The sequence below is a fragment of the Gordonia sp. LMA484 genome, assembly GCF_058129505.1.
On record NZ_CM176700.1, the window covers coordinates 207,458 to 223,741 of the forward strand.

Consider the following 16,284-nt stretch of genomic DNA (forward strand, 5'->3'; position numbering starts at 1 on the left):
TCGGTGTGTGGATGCGCCGGATTCGGGGGAACCGGGCAGGCATCAATGAGTTACAGGAGACGCTAGAATGTGACCGTCATCACACCCTAGCCAAGACTTGAGTGGAATGCACTCAACTTTACTGGCGTTGCACCTCTCGAGTGGCTCATACTTGAGTCTGTTGGACTAAAGAGAAAGGTACACGCGAGTGGACAGCTTCAACCCGACCACCAAGACGCAGGCAGCGTTGAGTGCTGCCGTGCAGGCGGCGGCCAGTGCTGGGAATTCCGATGTGCGTCCGGCTCACATCCTGGTGGCCCTGCTCGATCAGTCCGACGGCATCGCCGCGCCGCTGCTCAAGGCGGTCGGGGTGGACCCGTCGACGGTTCGCGCACAGGCCCAGGCTTTGGTGGACCGCGCCCCGACGGTGGCCAGCGCCAGCGCCCAGCCGCAACTCTCCCGCGAGTCGATCGCGGCGATCAGCGCAGCTCAGCAGCTTGCCGGTGAGCTCAGCGACGAATATGTGTCGACCGAGCACATCCTTGTTGGCCTGGCGACCGGCGATTCCGACACCGCCAAACTCCTGGCCAACGTCGGTGCGACGCCGCAGGCACTGCGCGAGGCATTCGTCGCCGTGCGCGGCAATGCGCGCGTCACCACCGCCGATCCCGAGCAGACCTATCAGGCGTTGGAAAAGTACTCCACCGATCTGACCGCGGCTGCGCGTGAGGGCAAACTCGACCCGGTCATCGGACGGGACACCGAGATCCGCCGTGTCGTCCAGGTGCTGTCTCGGCGCACCAAGAACAACCCGGTGCTCATCGGTGAACCCGGCGTCGGCAAGACGGCGATCGTCGAGGGCCTGGCCCAACGCATCATCGCCGGTGACGTACCGGAATCGCTGCGGAACAAGACGGTCATCTCGCTCGACCTCGGTTCGATGGTCGCGGGTGCCAAGTACCGCGGCGAGTTCGAGGAGCGCCTCAAGGCCGTGCTCGACGAGATCAAGGGATCGGCCGGACAGGTCATCACCTTCATCGACGAGCTGCACACGATCGTCGGCGCCGGTGCGACCGGTGACTCCGCGATGGACGCCGGCAACATGATCAAGCCGATGCTCGCCCGCGGTGAGCTGCGACTCGTCGGCGCCACCACGCTGGACGAGTACCGCCAGCACATCGAGAAGGACGCCGCGCTCGAGCGGCGCTTCCAGCAGGTCTACGTCGGGGAGCCGTCGGTGGAGGACACCATCGGCATCCTGCGCGGACTGAAGGAGCGCTACGAGGTGCACCACGGCGTGCGTATCACCGACTCCGCGCTGGTGTCGGCGGCGTCGCTGTCGGATCGCTACATCACCTCGCGTTTCCTGCCGGACAAGGCCATCGATCTCGTCGACGAAGCCGCCTCGCGGTTGCGGATGGAGATCGACTCGCGCCCCGTCGAGATCGACGAGGTCGAGCGCATCGTGCGTCGACTCGAGGTGGAAGAGGTCGCCCTGCAGAAGGAGACCGACGACGCGTCGAAGGAACGTCTGGAGAAGCTGCGCGGCGAACTGGCCGACCAGAAGGAGAAGCTCAACGAACTCTCGGCGCGGTGGCAGTCGGAGAAGACTGCCATCGACGCGGTCCGCGACCTCAAGGAGGAGCTGGAACGGCTTCGTGGTGAGGCGGATCGCGCCGAGCGCGAGAGCGACCTCGGCCGTGCTGCCGAACTCCGCTACGGCAAGATCCCGGGGCTGGAAAAGCAACTGGCTGCCGCGGTGGAGAAGACCGGCACCGATCCGGGTCAGGATGTGATGCTGCAGGAAGAGGTCGGACCGAACGACGTCGCGCAGGTCGTGTCGTCCTGGACCGGCATCCCTGCCGGACGCATGCTCGAAGGTGAGACCGCCAAGCTGCTGCGGATGGAAGATGAACTGGGACACCGGGTCATCGGCCAGAAGGAGGCGGTGCAGGCGGTGTCCGACGCGGTGCGTCGGGCGCGGGCCGGTGTCGCCGATCCGAACCGCCCGTTGGGCTCGTTCCTGTTCCTCGGACCGACCGGCGTCGGTAAGACCGAGCTCGCCAAGGCATTGGCGGAGTTCCTCTTCGACGACGAACGTGCGATGGTTCGCATCGACATGAGCGAATACGGCGAGAAGCACAGTGTCGCCAGGCTTGTCGGTGCACCTCCGGGATACGTCGGTTATGAGTCCGGCGGCCAGCTGACCGAGGCGGTCCGCCGTCGTCCGTACACGGTGGTGCTGTTCGACGAGGTCGAGAAGGCCCACCCGGACGTGTTCGACGTGCTGCTGCAGGTCCTCGACGAGGGCCGTCTGACCGACGGTCAGGGTCGAACGGTCGACTTCCGCAACACGATCCTGATCCTCACCTCGAACCTCGGTTCGGGTGGCGACAAGGACCAGGTGATGATGGCGGTGCGCGCGGCCTTCAAGCCGGAGTTCATCAACCGGCTCGACGACGTCGTGATCTTCGACGCGCTGAGCCCGGAGGAACTCGTCTCCATCGTCGACATCCAGTTGGCACAGTTGGGCAAGCGTCTGGCACAGCGTCGACTGGAGCTCGCGGTGACACCGAAGGCCAAGGAGTGGCTGGCCGAGCGTGGTTTCGATCCGCTCTACGGGGCCCGTCCGCTGCGGCGGCTGGTGCAGCAGGCCATCGGCGACCAACTCGCGAGGGCGTTGCTGGCCGGCGATGTCCACGACGGCGACGTGGTTCCGGTAAATGTCGGTGCCGACGGAGAGTCGCTGGTCATCGGCTGATCCGGGCCCTTCGTGACGCTCGCAAGCTCGCTCCTCAGGGAGCGGTGGGGGACGTCGGCAAGCTCGCTCCTCAGGGAGCGGTGGGTGACGTTGGCAAGCCCGCTGACGTCCCCCGATCCCTGAGAGCGTGTTTGAAAACTCGGATGTGCGGCGTGTGACGGATGGGATTTGAGTGAACTCCTGGTAGGTCAGTGAGTGCTAACAACACGTACTCACCAGGAGTTCACCATGCCATCATCACCCATCGGTGCGTGCCCGTCCTGCCCGACCCCCACCCACGGGTCTGGTCATCGGTGCGAGGTATATCCGTCCTCCAGTGTCACCGATGCCCAGTGGGCGGTCCTCGAACCGCTCCTGCCACCGGCCGGGAACACCGCAGGACGCGGTGGCCGACCCGAGAAATGGTGTCGCCGAACCGTTCTCGACGCCGTTTTCTATGTTGTCCGCGGCGGTATCGCCTGGCGACAACTCCCCTCGGAGTTCCCACCCGCGATGACCGTCTACGCGATCTTCCACCGCTGGGTCACCAGTGGAGCGTGGCGCCGCATCCACAACTGCCTCCGCGACATGCTGCGCGTGGCCGACGGCCGCAACCCGCTGCCGACCGCGGCGATCATCGACGCTCAATCGATCCCCGGCGCCGATACCGTGCCCGGTGCCAGTCGCAGCTACGACGCCGGCAAGAAGGTCAACGGACGCAAACGCCACATCGCCGTCGACACCACCGGTCTGCTGCTGGCGATCGTGGTCCACGTCGCCAACATCCAGGACGCCGACGGTGGTGCCCGAGTGTTGGCCGCGCTGCGCGCCCAGTTCTCCACCATCACTATGGTCTGGGCTGACGGCGGCTACCGCGGCAGACTGCTTATCTGGGCGAAAAACGTTCTGGCACTAACCGTTACGATCGTCAAACGCACCGACGACATGACTGGATTCCACGTCCTACCGCGCAGGTGGGTCGTCGAACGCACCTTCGGTTGGATCGTCAAACACCGCCGCTGCGTCCGCGACTACGAAACCCGACCCGACCACCACGAAAACATGGTGTACATCGCCCTCATCGCTACCATGTCACGACGACTGGCCAAACTTGCCTGAGTTTTCAAACACGCTCTGAGGAGGTCCGGAGCGCTAGCGGAGGACCGTCACGAAGGGGCGCCCTTCGTGACGCATCCTCGCAGGCTCGGAGGCTCCTCAGGGAGCGGGTGGGTGACGCATCCTCGCAGGCTCCTCAGGGAGCGGGTGGGTGACGCTCGCAGGGTCGTCAGGCTGCGACGACGGCCGCGTTCTGGGGTTCGTCGCCCAACTCGTGTCGTCCCATTCGGATCATGCCGATGATGACCAGCAATGCGAGGCCCATGAACCCGGCGCCGCAATAGAATGCGACGTCGTAGCTGTGGATGCTCGCCGACATGAAGTCTTGCGGGTTCACCGGGACGGTCTGCCCGGTGGCCTGGTCGACCGTCATGGCGCTGCGGTGGTCGTTGGAGAACACCTGCGCCACAATCGTGCTCAGTAGTGCGATGCCGACCGAACCACCGACCTGCTGGGATGTGTTCACCAATGCGCTGGCCACGCCGGCGTCCCGTTCGTCGATGCGGTGCAACGCAACGGACTGCATGGACACGAACACCAGACCCATTCCGAGGGCGATGAGGAGCTCGCTGGGCAGGATGTGTGAGAGCCAGGTCGAGCTAGAGTCCAGTTGCGCCAGATACAGGTAACCCAGGATCCCCGACACGGTGCCGATCACCATCAACGGTCGTGGTCCGAACCGGGGGAGCAGTGAGCTGGCCGCTCCGGCCGAGATGATCAGTGCTGCTGGGAAGGGTAGGAACAGGACGCCCGCCTTCAGCGGCGTGTTGCCGAGGGTGTTCTGGAAGTAGAAGCTCAAGAACAGGAACATGGCGAACATCGCGGTCGGGATGATGAACGCGATCAGATATGCCCCGCCACGATTCAGCTCACCCGGGATGCGCAGCGGCAGTAGCGGGCTGGCGCTTCTGCTCTCGATCAGCACGAAGGCAACCAGCAGTGCTGCGGCGGCCGCGAACAGCAGGATCGTCGAGGTTGCGCCCCAACCGGATTCGGCCGCCCGGGTGAAGGCGTACACGAGGCTGACGAGACCTAGCGTGACAGTGATTGCACCGGGGAGGTCATAGGTGCCGGTGCGCGGGGACGGCCGGTCCCGGATCACCAGGGTCAGGCCGCCGATCGCGGCGATGATGGCGATCGGGGTGTTCACCAGGAGCGTCCAGCGCCACGAGAAGTACTCGGTGAGCGCGCCACCGGCGATCAAGCCGATCGCCGCACCGCCGCCGGACACCGCTCCGTAGACAGCGAAGGCGCGGGCCCGCTCGCGATGTTCGGTGAACGTGACGGTGATCAACGACAGTGCTGCCGGCGCGAGCATGGCCGCGAACACACCTTGCAGGGCACGACCGGCGAAGAACGACATGCCGTCCCAGGCGAATCCCGCCATCGCGGAGGATGCGGCGAATCCGGCGAGTCCGATCAGGAACATCCGTCGGCGGCCGAGGTAGTCGGCCATGCGGCCGCCCAGTAGCAGCAGACCACCGAACATCAGCGTGTAGGCGGTGAGTGCCCATTGACGGTTGGCGTCGGAGATGTCGAGGTCGGTCTGGGCGAAGGGCAAGGCGATGGTGATGATGCTGGCGTCGAGCACCACCATCAATTGAGCGAGGGCGATGACGCCCAGTGCCCACCAGCGGCGTGAGTTTGCCCGAGGTGGAGATGCGATTTCTGAGTGGGGGAGATCCTGCGGGATCGCAGTGTCGGAGGTGGTCAAGAGATCCTCGATCCTGAGAGGTGTGTAAGACCTGCCTTTAAATAATGGCAGAGTCAGACAGAAGTCGTCAAGAGACAAAATGCGGATACAGACAATTGGCTGTAGGCGCAGAAATTCTGCGTCAGACGAGTTACAATCTGCTCGTGACTGCCGTTGAACCTCGAACGGGCCAGGTCAAGGCCGGTCTCCGTGAACGCAAGAAGGAACAGACGCGCGATCGGCTGATCGCCGCGGCGCTGGAGTTGTGCGATACGCAGGGGTTCGAGGCGACGACGGTTGAGCAGATCTCCGATGCCGCCGACATCTCACCGCGAACGTTCAACCGTTACTTCGCGACCAAAGAGGACGTCATCCTGGCGCCGATCGAAGACATGATCGCCGCCATGGCCGCATCCCTCGACGCGCAGCCGCGTACCGGAAACGCGTTCGAGGCACTCGTCAACGCGCAAATGCAGATCTTCTGCGGTGAGTGCCCGACGGGTTCTGTCGATCTCGCTCGTTTCGAGACCATGAACCGGATCATTCAGACGGCGCCGTCGGTGAGTGGCCGCAGTACCGAACTCGCCGAGAAGAAGTTCCGGAGCATCACCGACAAGGTCGCCGAACGGATGGAACTGCCGTCCGACGATCCTCGGGTGCGGGTGACCGTCGCGGTGTACATGTCGCTCATGCACATCTCGATGGACACCTGGCGGTGCGGTGAGTCCGGAGCCATGACCGATTCGGCGGTGGCAGCGCAGACCCTGAAGTCCACCTATGAGACATTCCGCGAGGTCGTTCAGAACGTCTGAGTGGGTTCGCGCTGCGTCACCGTCGTGACGCGGCCGCCCGGTACAGCCACGAGATCACCAGTGCGCCCGGGTCGACGACGCCGCGGGCATTGTCGCCGACATAGCTGGCACGACCCTTGGAAGCAGTGGTGTCCCTGGTGGATTCGGCGCCCGCTTCCGCTTTGTCGGCCACGGACGACAACGGCTCATCGTCGGAGAGCGCTTGCGCGGCGGGACCGAGGGCATCGACGACGGTGTTGTCGCCGACCTGTGCGCCTCCGAGATCCTGAATCTCGGCCAGGGCAGACACCGTCCCTTCACGCAAGGCCCGCCTGAAGTCATCAGACGAACCGAAAGCTGTTGCGAGCCCGCGGAAGAGAACGCCGAACACCGCACCCGATGTACCGCCGGCACGCACCAGGAATGACGTGCTGATCGCCGTCGACACCTCGGCATCCGACCCCCGCAGCGGCAGGTCGAAATGTGCAAGCGCCGCTTTCATGTTCGCTCCGAAGTCGCCGTCCCCGGCCTGCTGATCGAGCGCTGTCAGCTCGTCGATCGAATCCATCACGCGCCGAACGAATTCGGACAGCCACGCCGACTCGTCTCCGTCGGACGCGCTGTCGTGTGGCTCGGCGAACGCGATGTGCGACACCGATGCCGGCCCGCGACCGATGTGCGAGGGCCACGCGGGCGCACTGGTGTCGGCGTCGAAGCATTCGAGGATCTCGTCGTCGAACCGGACGAGGGTGATCGAGAATCCGGTCATGTTCAGGGCGGTCACGAATGTCCCCACCATGGAGCGCTCGACCGTGATCCCGCGACGATCGAGATCGATGACGACCTCGCCGAACACGAGGGAGAGCTCGAGCGGGTGCGCCGATCCGAGTCCGTTGACCAGGCAGATGACGTGGTCGTCCGCCGCCAGGCCGAGCGACTCGACGATGCGATCGATCATGCGCGCCACGAGCTCGCGTGCTGCGATGGCCTCGGTGCGGTCCTCACCGGCCTCACCGTGGATACCGACGCCGAATTCCATCTCTTCCGTGTCGAGTTCGAACGTGGGGGCGGCAGCACCCGGAATGGTGCATGCCCGATACGCGACGGCGAAACTGCGCGAGTTCTCGGCGGTTCGCCGTCCGAGTTCGGCAACCCGCGCGAGGTCGTCACCGCGTGCCGCGGCGGCGCCACAGACCTTCTCGACGATGATGGTGGCGCCGGTGCCCCGTCGGCCCGGTCCAGATTCTGACTCGGTCGCGACGTCGTCGTCGACGAGGACATGATCGGTATAGACCTCGTCGCGCAGCATGTGTCGAGCGATCCGGAAGTTCATCACGTCGCCGGTGTAGTTCTTGACGATGTGGAGCACACCGCGGCCCGTGTCGGCCCATCGGGTCGCGCCGACGACCTGCACGGCGTTGGGAGAGGTGAAGACCAGACCGGGGCATGCGGCGTCGAGCATGCCTGCGCCGATCATCCCGGAATGCATCGGCTCGTGTCCCGAACCTCCGCCCGAGATCAGGGCGACGCGAGGGTCGTCGTCCCTGTCACGGCGGTACAGGAATCCGGGATCGGGCTCCCACGCGATCGACGGATTGGCCGCAAGGAGACCGCGAAGCGCGTCGGTGATGAAGGTGTCGGGCCGGTTCAGGACGTACTCGTGAGCGGACACGTCTCCAGGGTAGGTGCCGGGTCTCGATACGCTCCTCGCTTCGTTCGTCGCTACTCGACCAGCGGTTGGGGCTGCTCGCTTCGTTCGTCGCTACTCGACCACTGGTTGGTCGCTGCTCGGGCAGTGGTTGGGCTGCTTACCTCGTTCGTTGCTACTCGACGAGCGGTTGGTCGCTGCTCGGTCGGTGGCGGGGTTCGCGCCGTGTTCGTGGTGGATGAAACCTCCTGGCTGTCGGGGGGTGGCGGTAGGGTGCGGATGTCGATCAACACGAGGAGCCTGCATGTCGTTTGTCATCACCGGAAATGACGGCGTGACACGGTGCGGGTGGGCTGGCGTGGAGCCGGAAACCACCTACCACGATGAGGAATGGGGTTTTCCACTCGAGGGAGACGATGCGTTCTTCGAACGCGTTGCGCTCGAGGGCTTCCAGTCCGGGCTGAGCTGGCGCACCATCCTCAACAAGCGGGAGAATTTCAGAGCGGCGTTCGCGGGTTTCCAGATCGAGAAGGTGGCCCGCTTCGGCGAGGCCGACGTCGAGCGTTTGCTGACCGATGCCGGCATCATCCGACACCGAGGCAAGATCGAGGCGGTCATCAACAACGCCCGCCGCGCGGCGGACCTGATAGACGAGGAAGGTTCGTTGCCGGCCTACTTCTGGCGGTATGAGCCGCAGGCTGCTGTCGAACCCCAGTCACAGACCACCTCGCCCGAGTCGATCGCCCTGTCGAAGGATCTCAAGAAGCGTGGCTGGAAGTTCGTCGGTCCGACCACCATGTTCGCGCTGATGCAGGCCAGTGGGATCGTCAACGACCATGCGGAAGAGTGCGTGATCCGTCCGCGAGTCGATCAGGCTCGGTCGTCGGCGCCACGTCGCTAGCGACGATTGACTTCAAGTCGACATGAGGTCCTAGCGTTCGGTGCATGGACGACACCACACTCATGAACGACGAGGTCCTCGACTACCTCTCGACCCAACGGCTCGGACGACTCGCCACCGTCGATCGTGCCGGCGCACCGCAGAACAACCCCGTGGGGTACCGCATCAACCGGGACCTGGGCACCATCGACATCGGCGGCTGGAATTTGACGAAGAGCCGCAAGTTCCGCAACCTCGCGCACAACGACCGCGTGGCCTTCGTCGTCGATGACATCGCGTCGCTGAAACCGTGGCGGGTACGGATGGTGGAGATACGCGGCCGCGCCGAGCGGATCGTCGGCGGCGTCACGCCCGGATCGGGTATGGACGACGCGCTGATCCGGGTGCATCCGGAGCGCGTGATCGCCTTTGGAATCGGTGACTGACCTGCGAATATTGCGTAACACAAATGTCACCTCCCCTGGATTGTTGACAATCCGACAATGTGTCATCATTCCTGCATGAAACCGGTGGAAGTCGCAGGCGTCCCACAGCAACAGGTGGGTATCGGGATGGTGTGCCCCTTCGACATGGCGCTCGACCGGGAACTGTGGCGGTGGATGCCGGATTCGGTCTCGCTCTACTTCACTCGGACGGGTTTCATCGATGCCCCGGTCGACGTCGACCTGTGCCGTGATCTGAACAATCACGCCGAGATCGCCGCCGCGGTGCGCAGCGTTTGCTCCGTCGGGCCGCGAGCGTTCGGATACGCCTGTGCGTCAGGAAGTTTCGTCTATGGCATGACCGGCGCGAAGGAACTGTCGCACTGCATGATCGCTGCCGGCGCGCCGGCAGCCGTCACCACGTCGGAGGCGCTCGTTCGTGCCCTGGACGCGATGGACATCGGACGGATAGCGGTCGCCACGCCGTACACCTCGGCGCTGACCGGGCTGCTCTGCGACTTCCTCGCCGAGTCCGGTCGGGCTGTGGTGTCGCAGGCGGGACTGGGACGTGACCACGAGATCTGGACCATTCCCTACGCGGTCACCTGTGACCTCATCCGCGCCGCGGACCACCCCGATGCCGATGCGATCTTCGTGTCCTGCACCAATCTCTGGACATACGAGATCCTCGGCCTGATGGAGGCCGAACTCGGTAAGCCCATCCTGTCGGCGAATCAGGTCACGGCGTGGGCCACCCTTTCCGATGCCGGCCTCGTCACCGAGTCGCTGTCCGGCGATGATGGGCAGTCGCTGTTCGCCCGCGTAGCCTGACCTGCATGACCGACTCCATACCCGCCGCTGCCTTTGGCGAAGCCGCCGAGGCCAAATTCGTTCAGCTCACCACTTTCCGCAAGGACGGGACTCCGGTGTCGACGCCGCTGTGGGCCGCCCTCGACGGTGACCGGATGGTGATGTGGACCGCGACGGATTCATGGAAGGTGAAGCGGATCCGACGCGACAGCCGTGTGGTGGTGCAGGCCTGCGATGCGCGCGGAAAGAAGACCAGGGGCACCCCGGTCGAGGCGACCGCCACAGTGCTCGACGACGCGGGCACCGAACGCGCCCGTGGCCTGATCATCCGCAAGTACGGCGTTCTGGGGTGGTTGACGGTCAAGGGCAGCCTGCTGCGGAGGGGTAAGTCGGGGACGGTCGGTCTCGCCATCAGCCTCTGACGGCGTCGATCAGGTTCACGCTGCGTCGTCCAACCTCGCCCGTAACCTCTTCAGGCCGTCGCGGATACGGGATTTGACCGTCGGCAGCGGCACCGAAAGTCGTTCGGAGACTTGCCGATAGGACAGGCCCTCGTAGTAGGCCAAGATCAGCGATTCCCGCTGCAGATCGGTGAGATCGCCCAGCGAGTCGAGCACGAGTCTGCGTGCGGCGCGTGCGGCGACGATGTCGCTCACCTCGTCGGCGTGGCGGATGGGCAGCTCGGCGGCGCCGCTGGCGAGGGTACGGCGCGTCAGGGCCGATTCGGAGCGGACACGATCGACGGCGCGCCGGTGGGCCTGCGTGATCAGCCACGACAGCGCCGACCCCCGGTCGGGACGGAAGTCGCGGGCATGCCGCCACACCGCGAGGTACACCTCCTGGGTGGTCTCCTCGCTGTAACCCGGATCCCGCAGTACACGAAACACCATGCCGTAGATACGCTCCGCGGTGAGATCGTAGAGACGTGCGAACGCTGCAGCGTCTCCGTCCGCTATCCGGGCGAGCAGGTATGGAAGCTCGGCCATCGAGGCATCGGGCGCGGTTGGCACGGGTTGCGCCGGTGCGAGACCATCGAGGACCGTCATGTGGTTCTCCCGTCCGACTGCCGAAATGAGCGTGCCACTTCCCTGATGCGACATGTCAGACGTTATTGATCTGCACCGCGACCGGCGTGGGTGCGGGAGTAACCGCGACCAGATCGCAACGATTGATAACGGAGCGATAACGACGCGACGGTGGTCTACGGTCCCGCGGGTGCCGAGCCGACCTCACTCGACGCGAACAGTGCGCCGATGCCCGCGACGACGGGCTCCGCGCCGATCAGCCGTAGACCCTGCCAGATCGTGACCTGATTGGCCGTCAAGATCGGCTTGCCGAACTCTCGTTCCAGATCCTCGATCCATCCGATGGTGTGCAGCGCGGTGTCGGGGACCAGGATCGCCTGTGCGTCAGCGGTGTTCACCGAGCGAACCATCTCGAACAGGTTGTCGCCGTCAAGCGTGCCTGCTTCGCCCGCGGTTGCGATGTCGTGTGCGGACGCGGACACGACGGTGATCCCCGCGTCGGCGAGAAAAGTGGTGAAGCCGTCCGCGACCGGCGCCGGATAGGTGGCGGCGATCGCCACCGAGCTCACCGACAACTGGTGGCACGCGGCGGCGAAGGCCAGCGATGTCGAGGACACCGGCAGCCCGATGCTCTCGGAGACCCGCGCCACCTGCTCGTGGGCTCCCGCCCAGCCATACAGGAAGCTGCCCGAGGTGCATGCCCACATCAGTGCGCCCGGTTCGTGCCGGAGTGCCTCACGTGCGCCGGCGAGCAGGGGCACGTCGGTGCCGACGGCGCGCATCGCTTCCACGGTGTGATCGTCGGACTCGATGTCGGTGATGATCACCGGTAGACGTGCCGCACCACCCAGGGCGCTCTCGGCCAATGGGTAGTCGTCCTCCGCAGCGTGTCCTGGATAGAGCATCGCGACCGTCGGTGTTCTGGTTGTCACCCGCATACCTCCCGAGTAGATTGTCAACAATCTACCAACATCTCGCCGCTTTGCCGAAGGAACCCATGCACACGACCGCACGCTGGTGTAGCGCCGCCGAACTGGTGGCCGGCTACACCTCCGGAGCACTGTCACCGACCACCGTCACCTCCGAGATCCTCGACGCGATCTCGGCCGACAACCCGGCGATCAACGCGTATTGCCTGGTGGACGCCGATGCGGCACTGAGTGATGCGCGCGCGTCGGCCGAGCGCTACGCCTCCGGGAGAACCCGCGGTCCACTCGACGGGGTTCCCGTCAGCATCAAGGACCTGTTTCTGACCAAAGGCTGGCCCACGCTGCGCGGATCGGAGTTGATCCATTCCGACGACGACGAGTGGGCCGTCGATGCGCCGGCGGCTGCGCGCCTTCGCGAGGCCGGTGCGGTCCTGCTCGGCAAGGTCACCACTCCGGAGTTCGGGTGGAAAGGGGTCACCGACAGCCTGCGGTGCGGTGTCACCCGCAATCCGTGGAACACCGAACGGACATCCGGCGGATCGAGCGGCGGCAGTGCGGGCGCCGTCGCGGCCGGGCTGGGCCCGCTGTCGGTCGGGACCGACGGTGGCGGCTCGATTCGTATCCCCGCATCGTTTTGCGGGATCGTCGGTTTCAAGCCGACGTTCGGCCGGGTGCCGCTCTATCCGGCCAGTCCGTTCGGGACGCTCGCGCATGCCGGACCGATGACCCGCACGGTCACCGACTGTGCGGTGATGCTCGATGTGTTGTCCGGCTTCGACTCCCGTGACTGGTGGGCCATGCCGACACCCACGGCCTCCGCGGCGGCCTCACTTGCCGAAGCTCCGAAAGATCTTGCCGGAGTTCGGATCGCGTACAGTCCCGATCTCGGTTATGGAACGAACGACCCAGGCGTGCAACGCAACACCGATGCTGCGGTCGAGATCTTGGGTTCGCTCGGTGCCGAGGTGAGCACGGTGGACATCGGCTGGCAGGACCCGGTCTGGGCTTATCACATCCTGTGGTTCAGTGGTGCCGACGTGGTTGTTCGGGCACAGGGTCCGGGAGCGATCGAGAAGGTCGATCGCGGCTTGGCCCAAGCCTTGCAGCGACATCATGACTTCTCCGCCGCGGACTATCTGGACGCCACAGCCCTCCGGATGTCGATGGGCGTCGAGATGGGGCGACTGCACGAGCAGTTCGACGTACTCGTCACACCGACGCTGCCGACAGTGGCTTTCGAAGCGGGCGTAGATGTTCCGGCAGGATCAGCGAGTTCGGACTGGACGTCGTGGACTCCCTATTCCTACCCCTTCAATCTGACCGGGCAGCCGGCGATCACCGTGCCGAGCGGGTTCGCCGGTGGGGAGACGGCGCAAGGGATGCCCACCGGCGTTCAGTTCGTCGCGGCCCGCCACAACGATGATCTGGTTCTACGCGTCGCCGCCGCCTACGAGGCCGCGGCCCCGTTCGCCACCCTCGAAAATATTGCGAAAGGATCTCGATGACCGACCGGTACATCTCCGTCAGCCTCGCCCAACGCGGTGTCAAGGCGGTGGCGCGCCTCCTCGACGACGAAGCGCCCAGGACTGCTGCGGCCGTATGGGATGCCTTGCCGCTGGGCGGGCAGGTGTACCACGGAAAATTTGCCCGAAATGAGATCTATACGTTACTTCCGGCCTTCGCGCCGCATGAGCCCGGGGCCGAAAACAGCACTGTCACGCCGATTCCCGGCGATTTGTGCTATTTCACATTCGATGGGGTGTTGACAAACCCGGCCTACGGGTACGAATCGGGTTCCGCGCCGGGCGAACATCAGTTGCTGATCGATCTCGCGGTGTTCTACGGGCGCAACAATCTGCTGGTCAACGGCGATGTCGGCTGGGTTCCCGGAAATGTCTTCGGCACCATCGTGGACGGTTTGTCGGAGTTTGCCGAGGCCTGCAACGACGTCTGGATGGGTGGCGCCCGTGGGGAAGTACTGTCCTATGCGCGTGAATGAGCGTAAGAAAAAGAGGTAATGTCGATGAGTGTTTCGCAGGACAGCAGTAGCCAAAGGCGGAAGAGAATTCTGACGCCGCTGGTGCAGGAGTCGACGCCTGCAATCATTGCGCGGAAGTTGCACGACGCGATTGCGAGCGGCGACTTCCCGCCAGGCTCGCAGCTGACCGAGTCGGGTCTGGCCGCAGACCTCGGGGTCAGCCGCGGGCCGCTGCGCGAAGCGATGCAGCGCCTCACTGCCGAGGGTTTGCTGGTCAGTCACCGCAACCGCGGTTTGTTCGTCGTCTCGATGGACGATGATGACATCCGCGACATGTATGTGGCGCGGACCGCGGTGGAACGCGCGGCAGTACAGCAGGTGATCAACAACGGAGCACAAGCGGCAGTGGACGACCTCAACGAAGCGGTCTCCGACATGCGCGAGTTCATCGACGAACCGAACGGCGCCGAAATGGCCGAGGCGGACATGCTGTTTCACCAGACCTTGGTGGAACATGCTCACAGCCAGCGCCTTTCGCGACTACATGAGACGATCCTGGTGGAGACCCGGATGTGTCTGCGAGCTATGCGGGGAACGTATTCCTCGGGAAAGGAACGCATAGAAGAACACCAGGCATTGGTGGACGCCATCGCGGCGGGAGAAGCGCCGGCGGCCGACTCACTGATGATCGAGCACATGAACGACGGTTTGCTTCGCCTCGTGGGCGAGTCGCCGCCGGATCTTGCCGACGCCTCGGCGGGGTGACCCGCGGCCATGCCGCGTGGCCCACTCGCTGCCGAGTACACGCCACTGATGTGACAACAGCACAAGACAACTGGCCGAACCGACCTGAGGAAGGCACAGATGACGAATGCAAGCCCATCAGGGGCCGCTGCTCATATCAGACCCGACCCCGAATCCCCAGAGGGGAAAACGATCCTGCGGAAGGCCATCGGCGCCTCCGCGATCGGTAACGCAACCGAGTGGTATGACTACGGTGTCTATGCCGCTACCGCCACCTATCTGACCGACGCCTTCTTTCCCGGCGACATGGGCACACTCGGCACCATGCTCGGCTTCGCGATCTCGTTCGTGCTGCGCCCGCTGGGTGGATTCGTCTGGGGCCCGATCGGTGACCGCATCGGACGTAGATCCGTTCTGGCACTGACCATCGTTCTCATCTCGGGAGCCACCGCCCTCATCGGTGTGCTGCCGACACACGCGGTGGCCGGGGTGTGGGCACCCGTTCTGCTGATCCTGCTCCGCGTCATCCAAGGTTTCTCCACAGGTGGCGAATACGGCGGTGCGGCAACGTTCATGGCGGAGTACGCGCCGGACAAGAAGCGCGGCCGATACGGTAGCTTCCTGGAGTTCGGCACGCTCGCCGGCTTCGTGCTCGGCTCGGCCGTCGTGCTGGGTCTCGATCTGATCCTCAGCGACGACGCCATGTCCACCTGGGGCTGGCGCCTGCCGTTCTTCCTCGCGCTCCCACTGGGTCTGGTCGGTTTGTACCTGCGTAGTCAGGTCGACGAGTCCCCGGTGTTCGAGGAACTCGAGGATGAGCACAAGCTCGAGGGGTCGCCGTGGGAAGAGCTCGTGGACCTCGTGAAGCGGTACTGGCAGCCGGTTCTGACCATGTTCGGCATGGTCATCGCGCTGAATGTGGCGAACTACACCTTGCTCGCCTACCAGCCGACGTACCTGGAGAACACGATCGGTATGAGTACCGACACCGGGACGACGGTGATCCTCATCGGCGAGCTGGTGATGATGGCGGTGATCCCGTTCTTCGGACGATGGTCGGATCGCACCGGGCGAAAACCGATGTGGTGGGGTTCGCTGATCGGGCTGTTCGTCTTGGCGCTACCGCTGTACTGGCTGATGGGCCAGGGGTTCGCCTGGGCCATCATCGGGTTCGTGATCCTGGGGTTGCTCTACATCCCGCAGTTGGCGACGATCTCCGCGACCTTCCCGGCGATGTTCCCGACTCAGGTGCGCTATGCGGGATTCGCGATCTCCTACAACGTGGCGACGGCCGCGTTCGGCGGCACGGCTCCGTTGGTCAACGACGCGGTCGTGAACAACACGGGATGGAATCTCTTCCCGGCGCTGTACATGATGATCGCGTGTGCGATCGGCATGGTGTCGTTGGTGTTCCTCAAGGAGACCGCAGGTGTGTCCATCCGCGGTACCGAGGTGCCCTCGAAGGAACGAGATCTCGCGATGGCCGCGTAGTCGGCCTGGCTCCTGCC

15 protein-coding genes are annotated in these 16,284 nt (G+C 64.6%); 11 read left to right on the forward strand and 4 right to left on the reverse strand.

The features are described 5' to 3' along the window. The first annotated feature begins 187 nt into the window (after nt 1-187). Nucleotides 188-2,740 (forward strand): ATP-dependent chaperone ClpB, encoded by a 2,553-nt coding sequence (gene clpB, locus AC4AMJ_RS00925; protein WP_489897452.1) that lies wholly within the window; start codon nt 188-190, stop codon nt 2,738-2,740. A 228-nt stretch (nt 2,741-2,968) separates the two neighbouring features. Then, complete coding sequence (locus AC4AMJ_RS00930; RefSeq protein ID WP_489896485.1) at nt 2,969-3,838, forward strand: IS5 family transposase; 870 nt, start codon at nt 2,969-2,971, stop codon at nt 3,836-3,838. A 166-nt stretch (nt 3,839-4,004) separates the two neighbouring features. Here the strand turns inward: AC4AMJ_RS00930 and AC4AMJ_RS00935 are convergent, their stop codons facing one another. Beyond that, a complete protein-coding gene (locus tag AC4AMJ_RS00935) occupies nt 4,005-5,549 on the reverse strand; it encodes an MFS transporter (protein WP_489916707.1) in 1,545 nt (514 codons plus the stop codon). Between the two features lie 143 nt (nt 5,550-5,692). Here AC4AMJ_RS00935 and AC4AMJ_RS00940 point away from each other — a divergent pair, with 143 nt between their 5' ends. Further along, nucleotides 5,693-6,340 (forward strand): TetR/AcrR family transcriptional regulator, encoded by a 648-nt coding sequence (locus tag AC4AMJ_RS00940; RefSeq protein ID WP_489897450.1) that lies wholly within the window; start codon nt 5,693-5,695, stop codon nt 6,338-6,340. Between the two features lie 16 nt (nt 6,341-6,356). Here AC4AMJ_RS00940 and AC4AMJ_RS00945 read toward each other — a convergent pair whose 3' ends face one another. Then, nucleotides 6,357-7,991, reverse strand: coding sequence for a dihydroxyacetone kinase family protein (locus tag AC4AMJ_RS00945; protein ID WP_489916709.1), 1,635 nt, complete (start codon nt 7,989-7,991; stop codon nt 6,357-6,359). 280 nt (nt 7,992-8,271) lie between these two features. Here AC4AMJ_RS00945 and AC4AMJ_RS00950 point away from each other — a divergent pair, with 280 nt between their 5' ends. From AC4AMJ_RS00950 to AC4AMJ_RS00965, 4 genes are all read left to right on the forward strand, one after another. Beyond that, nucleotides 8,272-8,868 carry a DNA-3-methyladenine glycosylase I gene (locus AC4AMJ_RS00950; protein ID WP_489916711.1) on the forward strand — a complete coding sequence of 199 codons (597 nt, stop codon included), beginning with the start codon at nt 8,272-8,274 and terminating at the stop codon, nt 8,866-8,868. 44 nt (nt 8,869-8,912) lie between these two features. Further along, a complete protein-coding gene (locus AC4AMJ_RS00955) occupies nt 8,913-9,293 on the forward strand; it encodes a PPOX class F420-dependent oxidoreductase (protein ID WP_489897447.1) in 381 nt (126 codons plus the stop codon). 75 nt (nt 9,294-9,368) lie between these two features. Beyond that, nucleotides 9,369-10,121: a maleate cis-trans isomerase family protein gene (locus AC4AMJ_RS00960; protein WP_489897446.1), complete on the forward strand. Its 753-nt coding sequence runs from the start codon at nt 9,369-9,371 to the stop codon at nt 10,119-10,121. Between the two features lie 5 nt (nt 10,122-10,126). Then, complete coding sequence (locus AC4AMJ_RS00965; protein ID WP_489897445.1) at nt 10,127-10,522, forward strand: PPOX class F420-dependent oxidoreductase; 396 nt, start codon at nt 10,127-10,129, stop codon at nt 10,520-10,522. A gap of 15 nt (nt 10,523-10,537) precedes the next feature. Here AC4AMJ_RS00965 and sigK read toward each other — a convergent pair whose 3' ends face one another. After that, nucleotides 10,538-11,146: an ECF RNA polymerase sigma factor SigK gene (gene sigK, locus AC4AMJ_RS00970; RefSeq protein WP_489916713.1), complete on the reverse strand. Its 609-nt coding sequence runs from the start codon at nt 11,144-11,146 to the stop codon at nt 10,538-10,540. A gap of 155 nt (nt 11,147-11,301) precedes the next feature. Beyond that, nucleotides 11,302-12,063, reverse strand: a complete 762-nt coding sequence (locus AC4AMJ_RS00975; protein ID WP_489916715.1) for a maleate cis-trans isomerase family protein — start codon at nt 12,061-12,063, stop codon at nt 11,302-11,304. Nucleotides 12,064-12,122: 59 nt separating this feature from the next. Here AC4AMJ_RS00975 and AC4AMJ_RS00980 point away from each other — a divergent pair, with 59 nt between their 5' ends. The 4 genes from AC4AMJ_RS00980 (at nt 12,123) to AC4AMJ_RS00995 (ending at nt 16,267) form a co-directional block, all read left to right on the forward strand. Beyond that, complete coding sequence (locus AC4AMJ_RS00980; RefSeq protein ID WP_489916717.1) at nt 12,123-13,559, forward strand: amidase; 1,437 nt, start codon at nt 12,123-12,125, stop codon at nt 13,557-13,559. Beyond that, nucleotides 13,556-14,053, forward strand: a complete 498-nt coding sequence (locus tag AC4AMJ_RS00985; RefSeq protein WP_489897441.1) for a DUF3830 family protein — start codon at nt 13,556-13,558, stop codon at nt 14,051-14,053. The genes AC4AMJ_RS00980 and AC4AMJ_RS00985 overlap by 4 nt, the downstream gene beginning before the upstream one ends. Nucleotides 14,054-14,077: 24 nt before the next feature. Further along, nucleotides 14,078-14,797, forward strand: a complete 720-nt coding sequence (locus AC4AMJ_RS00990; RefSeq protein ID WP_489916719.1) for a GntR family transcriptional regulator — start codon at nt 14,078-14,080, stop codon at nt 14,795-14,797. Nucleotides 14,798-14,896: 99 nt separating this feature from the next. Continuing rightward, the gene (locus AC4AMJ_RS00995) at nt 14,897-16,267 is read left to right on the forward strand and encodes an MFS transporter (protein ID WP_489897439.1); all 1,371 of its coding nucleotides are present in this window, start codon (nt 14,897-14,899) and stop codon (nt 16,265-16,267) included. The last annotated feature ends 17 nt before the right edge of the window (nt 16,268-16,284 follow it).

Coding starts and splice junctions, on each gene's coding strand:
- AC4AMJ_RS00965 (WP_489897445.1), top strand. CDS start 10,127: ATGACCGACTCCATACCCGCCGCTGCCTTTGGCGAAGCCGCCGAGGCC.
- AC4AMJ_RS00980 (WP_489916717.1), top strand. CDS start 12,123: ATGCACACGACCGCACGCTGGTGTAGCGCCGCCGAACTGGTGGCCGGC.
- AC4AMJ_RS00990 (WP_489916719.1), top strand. CDS start 14,078: ATGAGTGTTTCGCAGGACAGCAGTAGCCAAAGGCGGAAGAGAATTCTG.
- AC4AMJ_RS00955 (WP_489897447.1), top strand. CDS start 8,913: ATGGACGACACCACACTCATGAACGACGAGGTCCTCGACTACCTCTCG.
- AC4AMJ_RS00960 (WP_489897446.1), top strand. CDS start 9,369: ATGAAACCGGTGGAAGTCGCAGGCGTCCCACAGCAACAGGTGGGTATC.
- AC4AMJ_RS00950 (WP_489916711.1), top strand. CDS start 8,272: ATGTCGTTTGTCATCACCGGAAATGACGGCGTGACACGGTGCGGGTGG.
- AC4AMJ_RS00930 (WP_489896485.1), top strand. CDS start 2,969: ATGCCATCATCACCCATCGGTGCGTGCCCGTCCTGCCCGACCCCCACC.
- AC4AMJ_RS00975 (WP_489916715.1), bottom strand. CDS start 12,063: ATGCGGGTGACAACCAGAACACCGACGGTCGCGATGCTCTATCCAGGA.
- AC4AMJ_RS00995 (WP_489897439.1), top strand. CDS start 14,897: ATGACGAATGCAAGCCCATCAGGGGCCGCTGCTCATATCAGACCCGAC.
- AC4AMJ_RS00985 (WP_489897441.1), top strand. CDS start 13,556: ATGACCGACCGGTACATCTCCGTCAGCCTCGCCCAACGCGGTGTCAAG.
- sigK (WP_489916713.1), bottom strand. CDS start 11,146: ATGACGGTCCTCGATGGTCTCGCACCGGCGCAACCCGTGCCAACCGCG.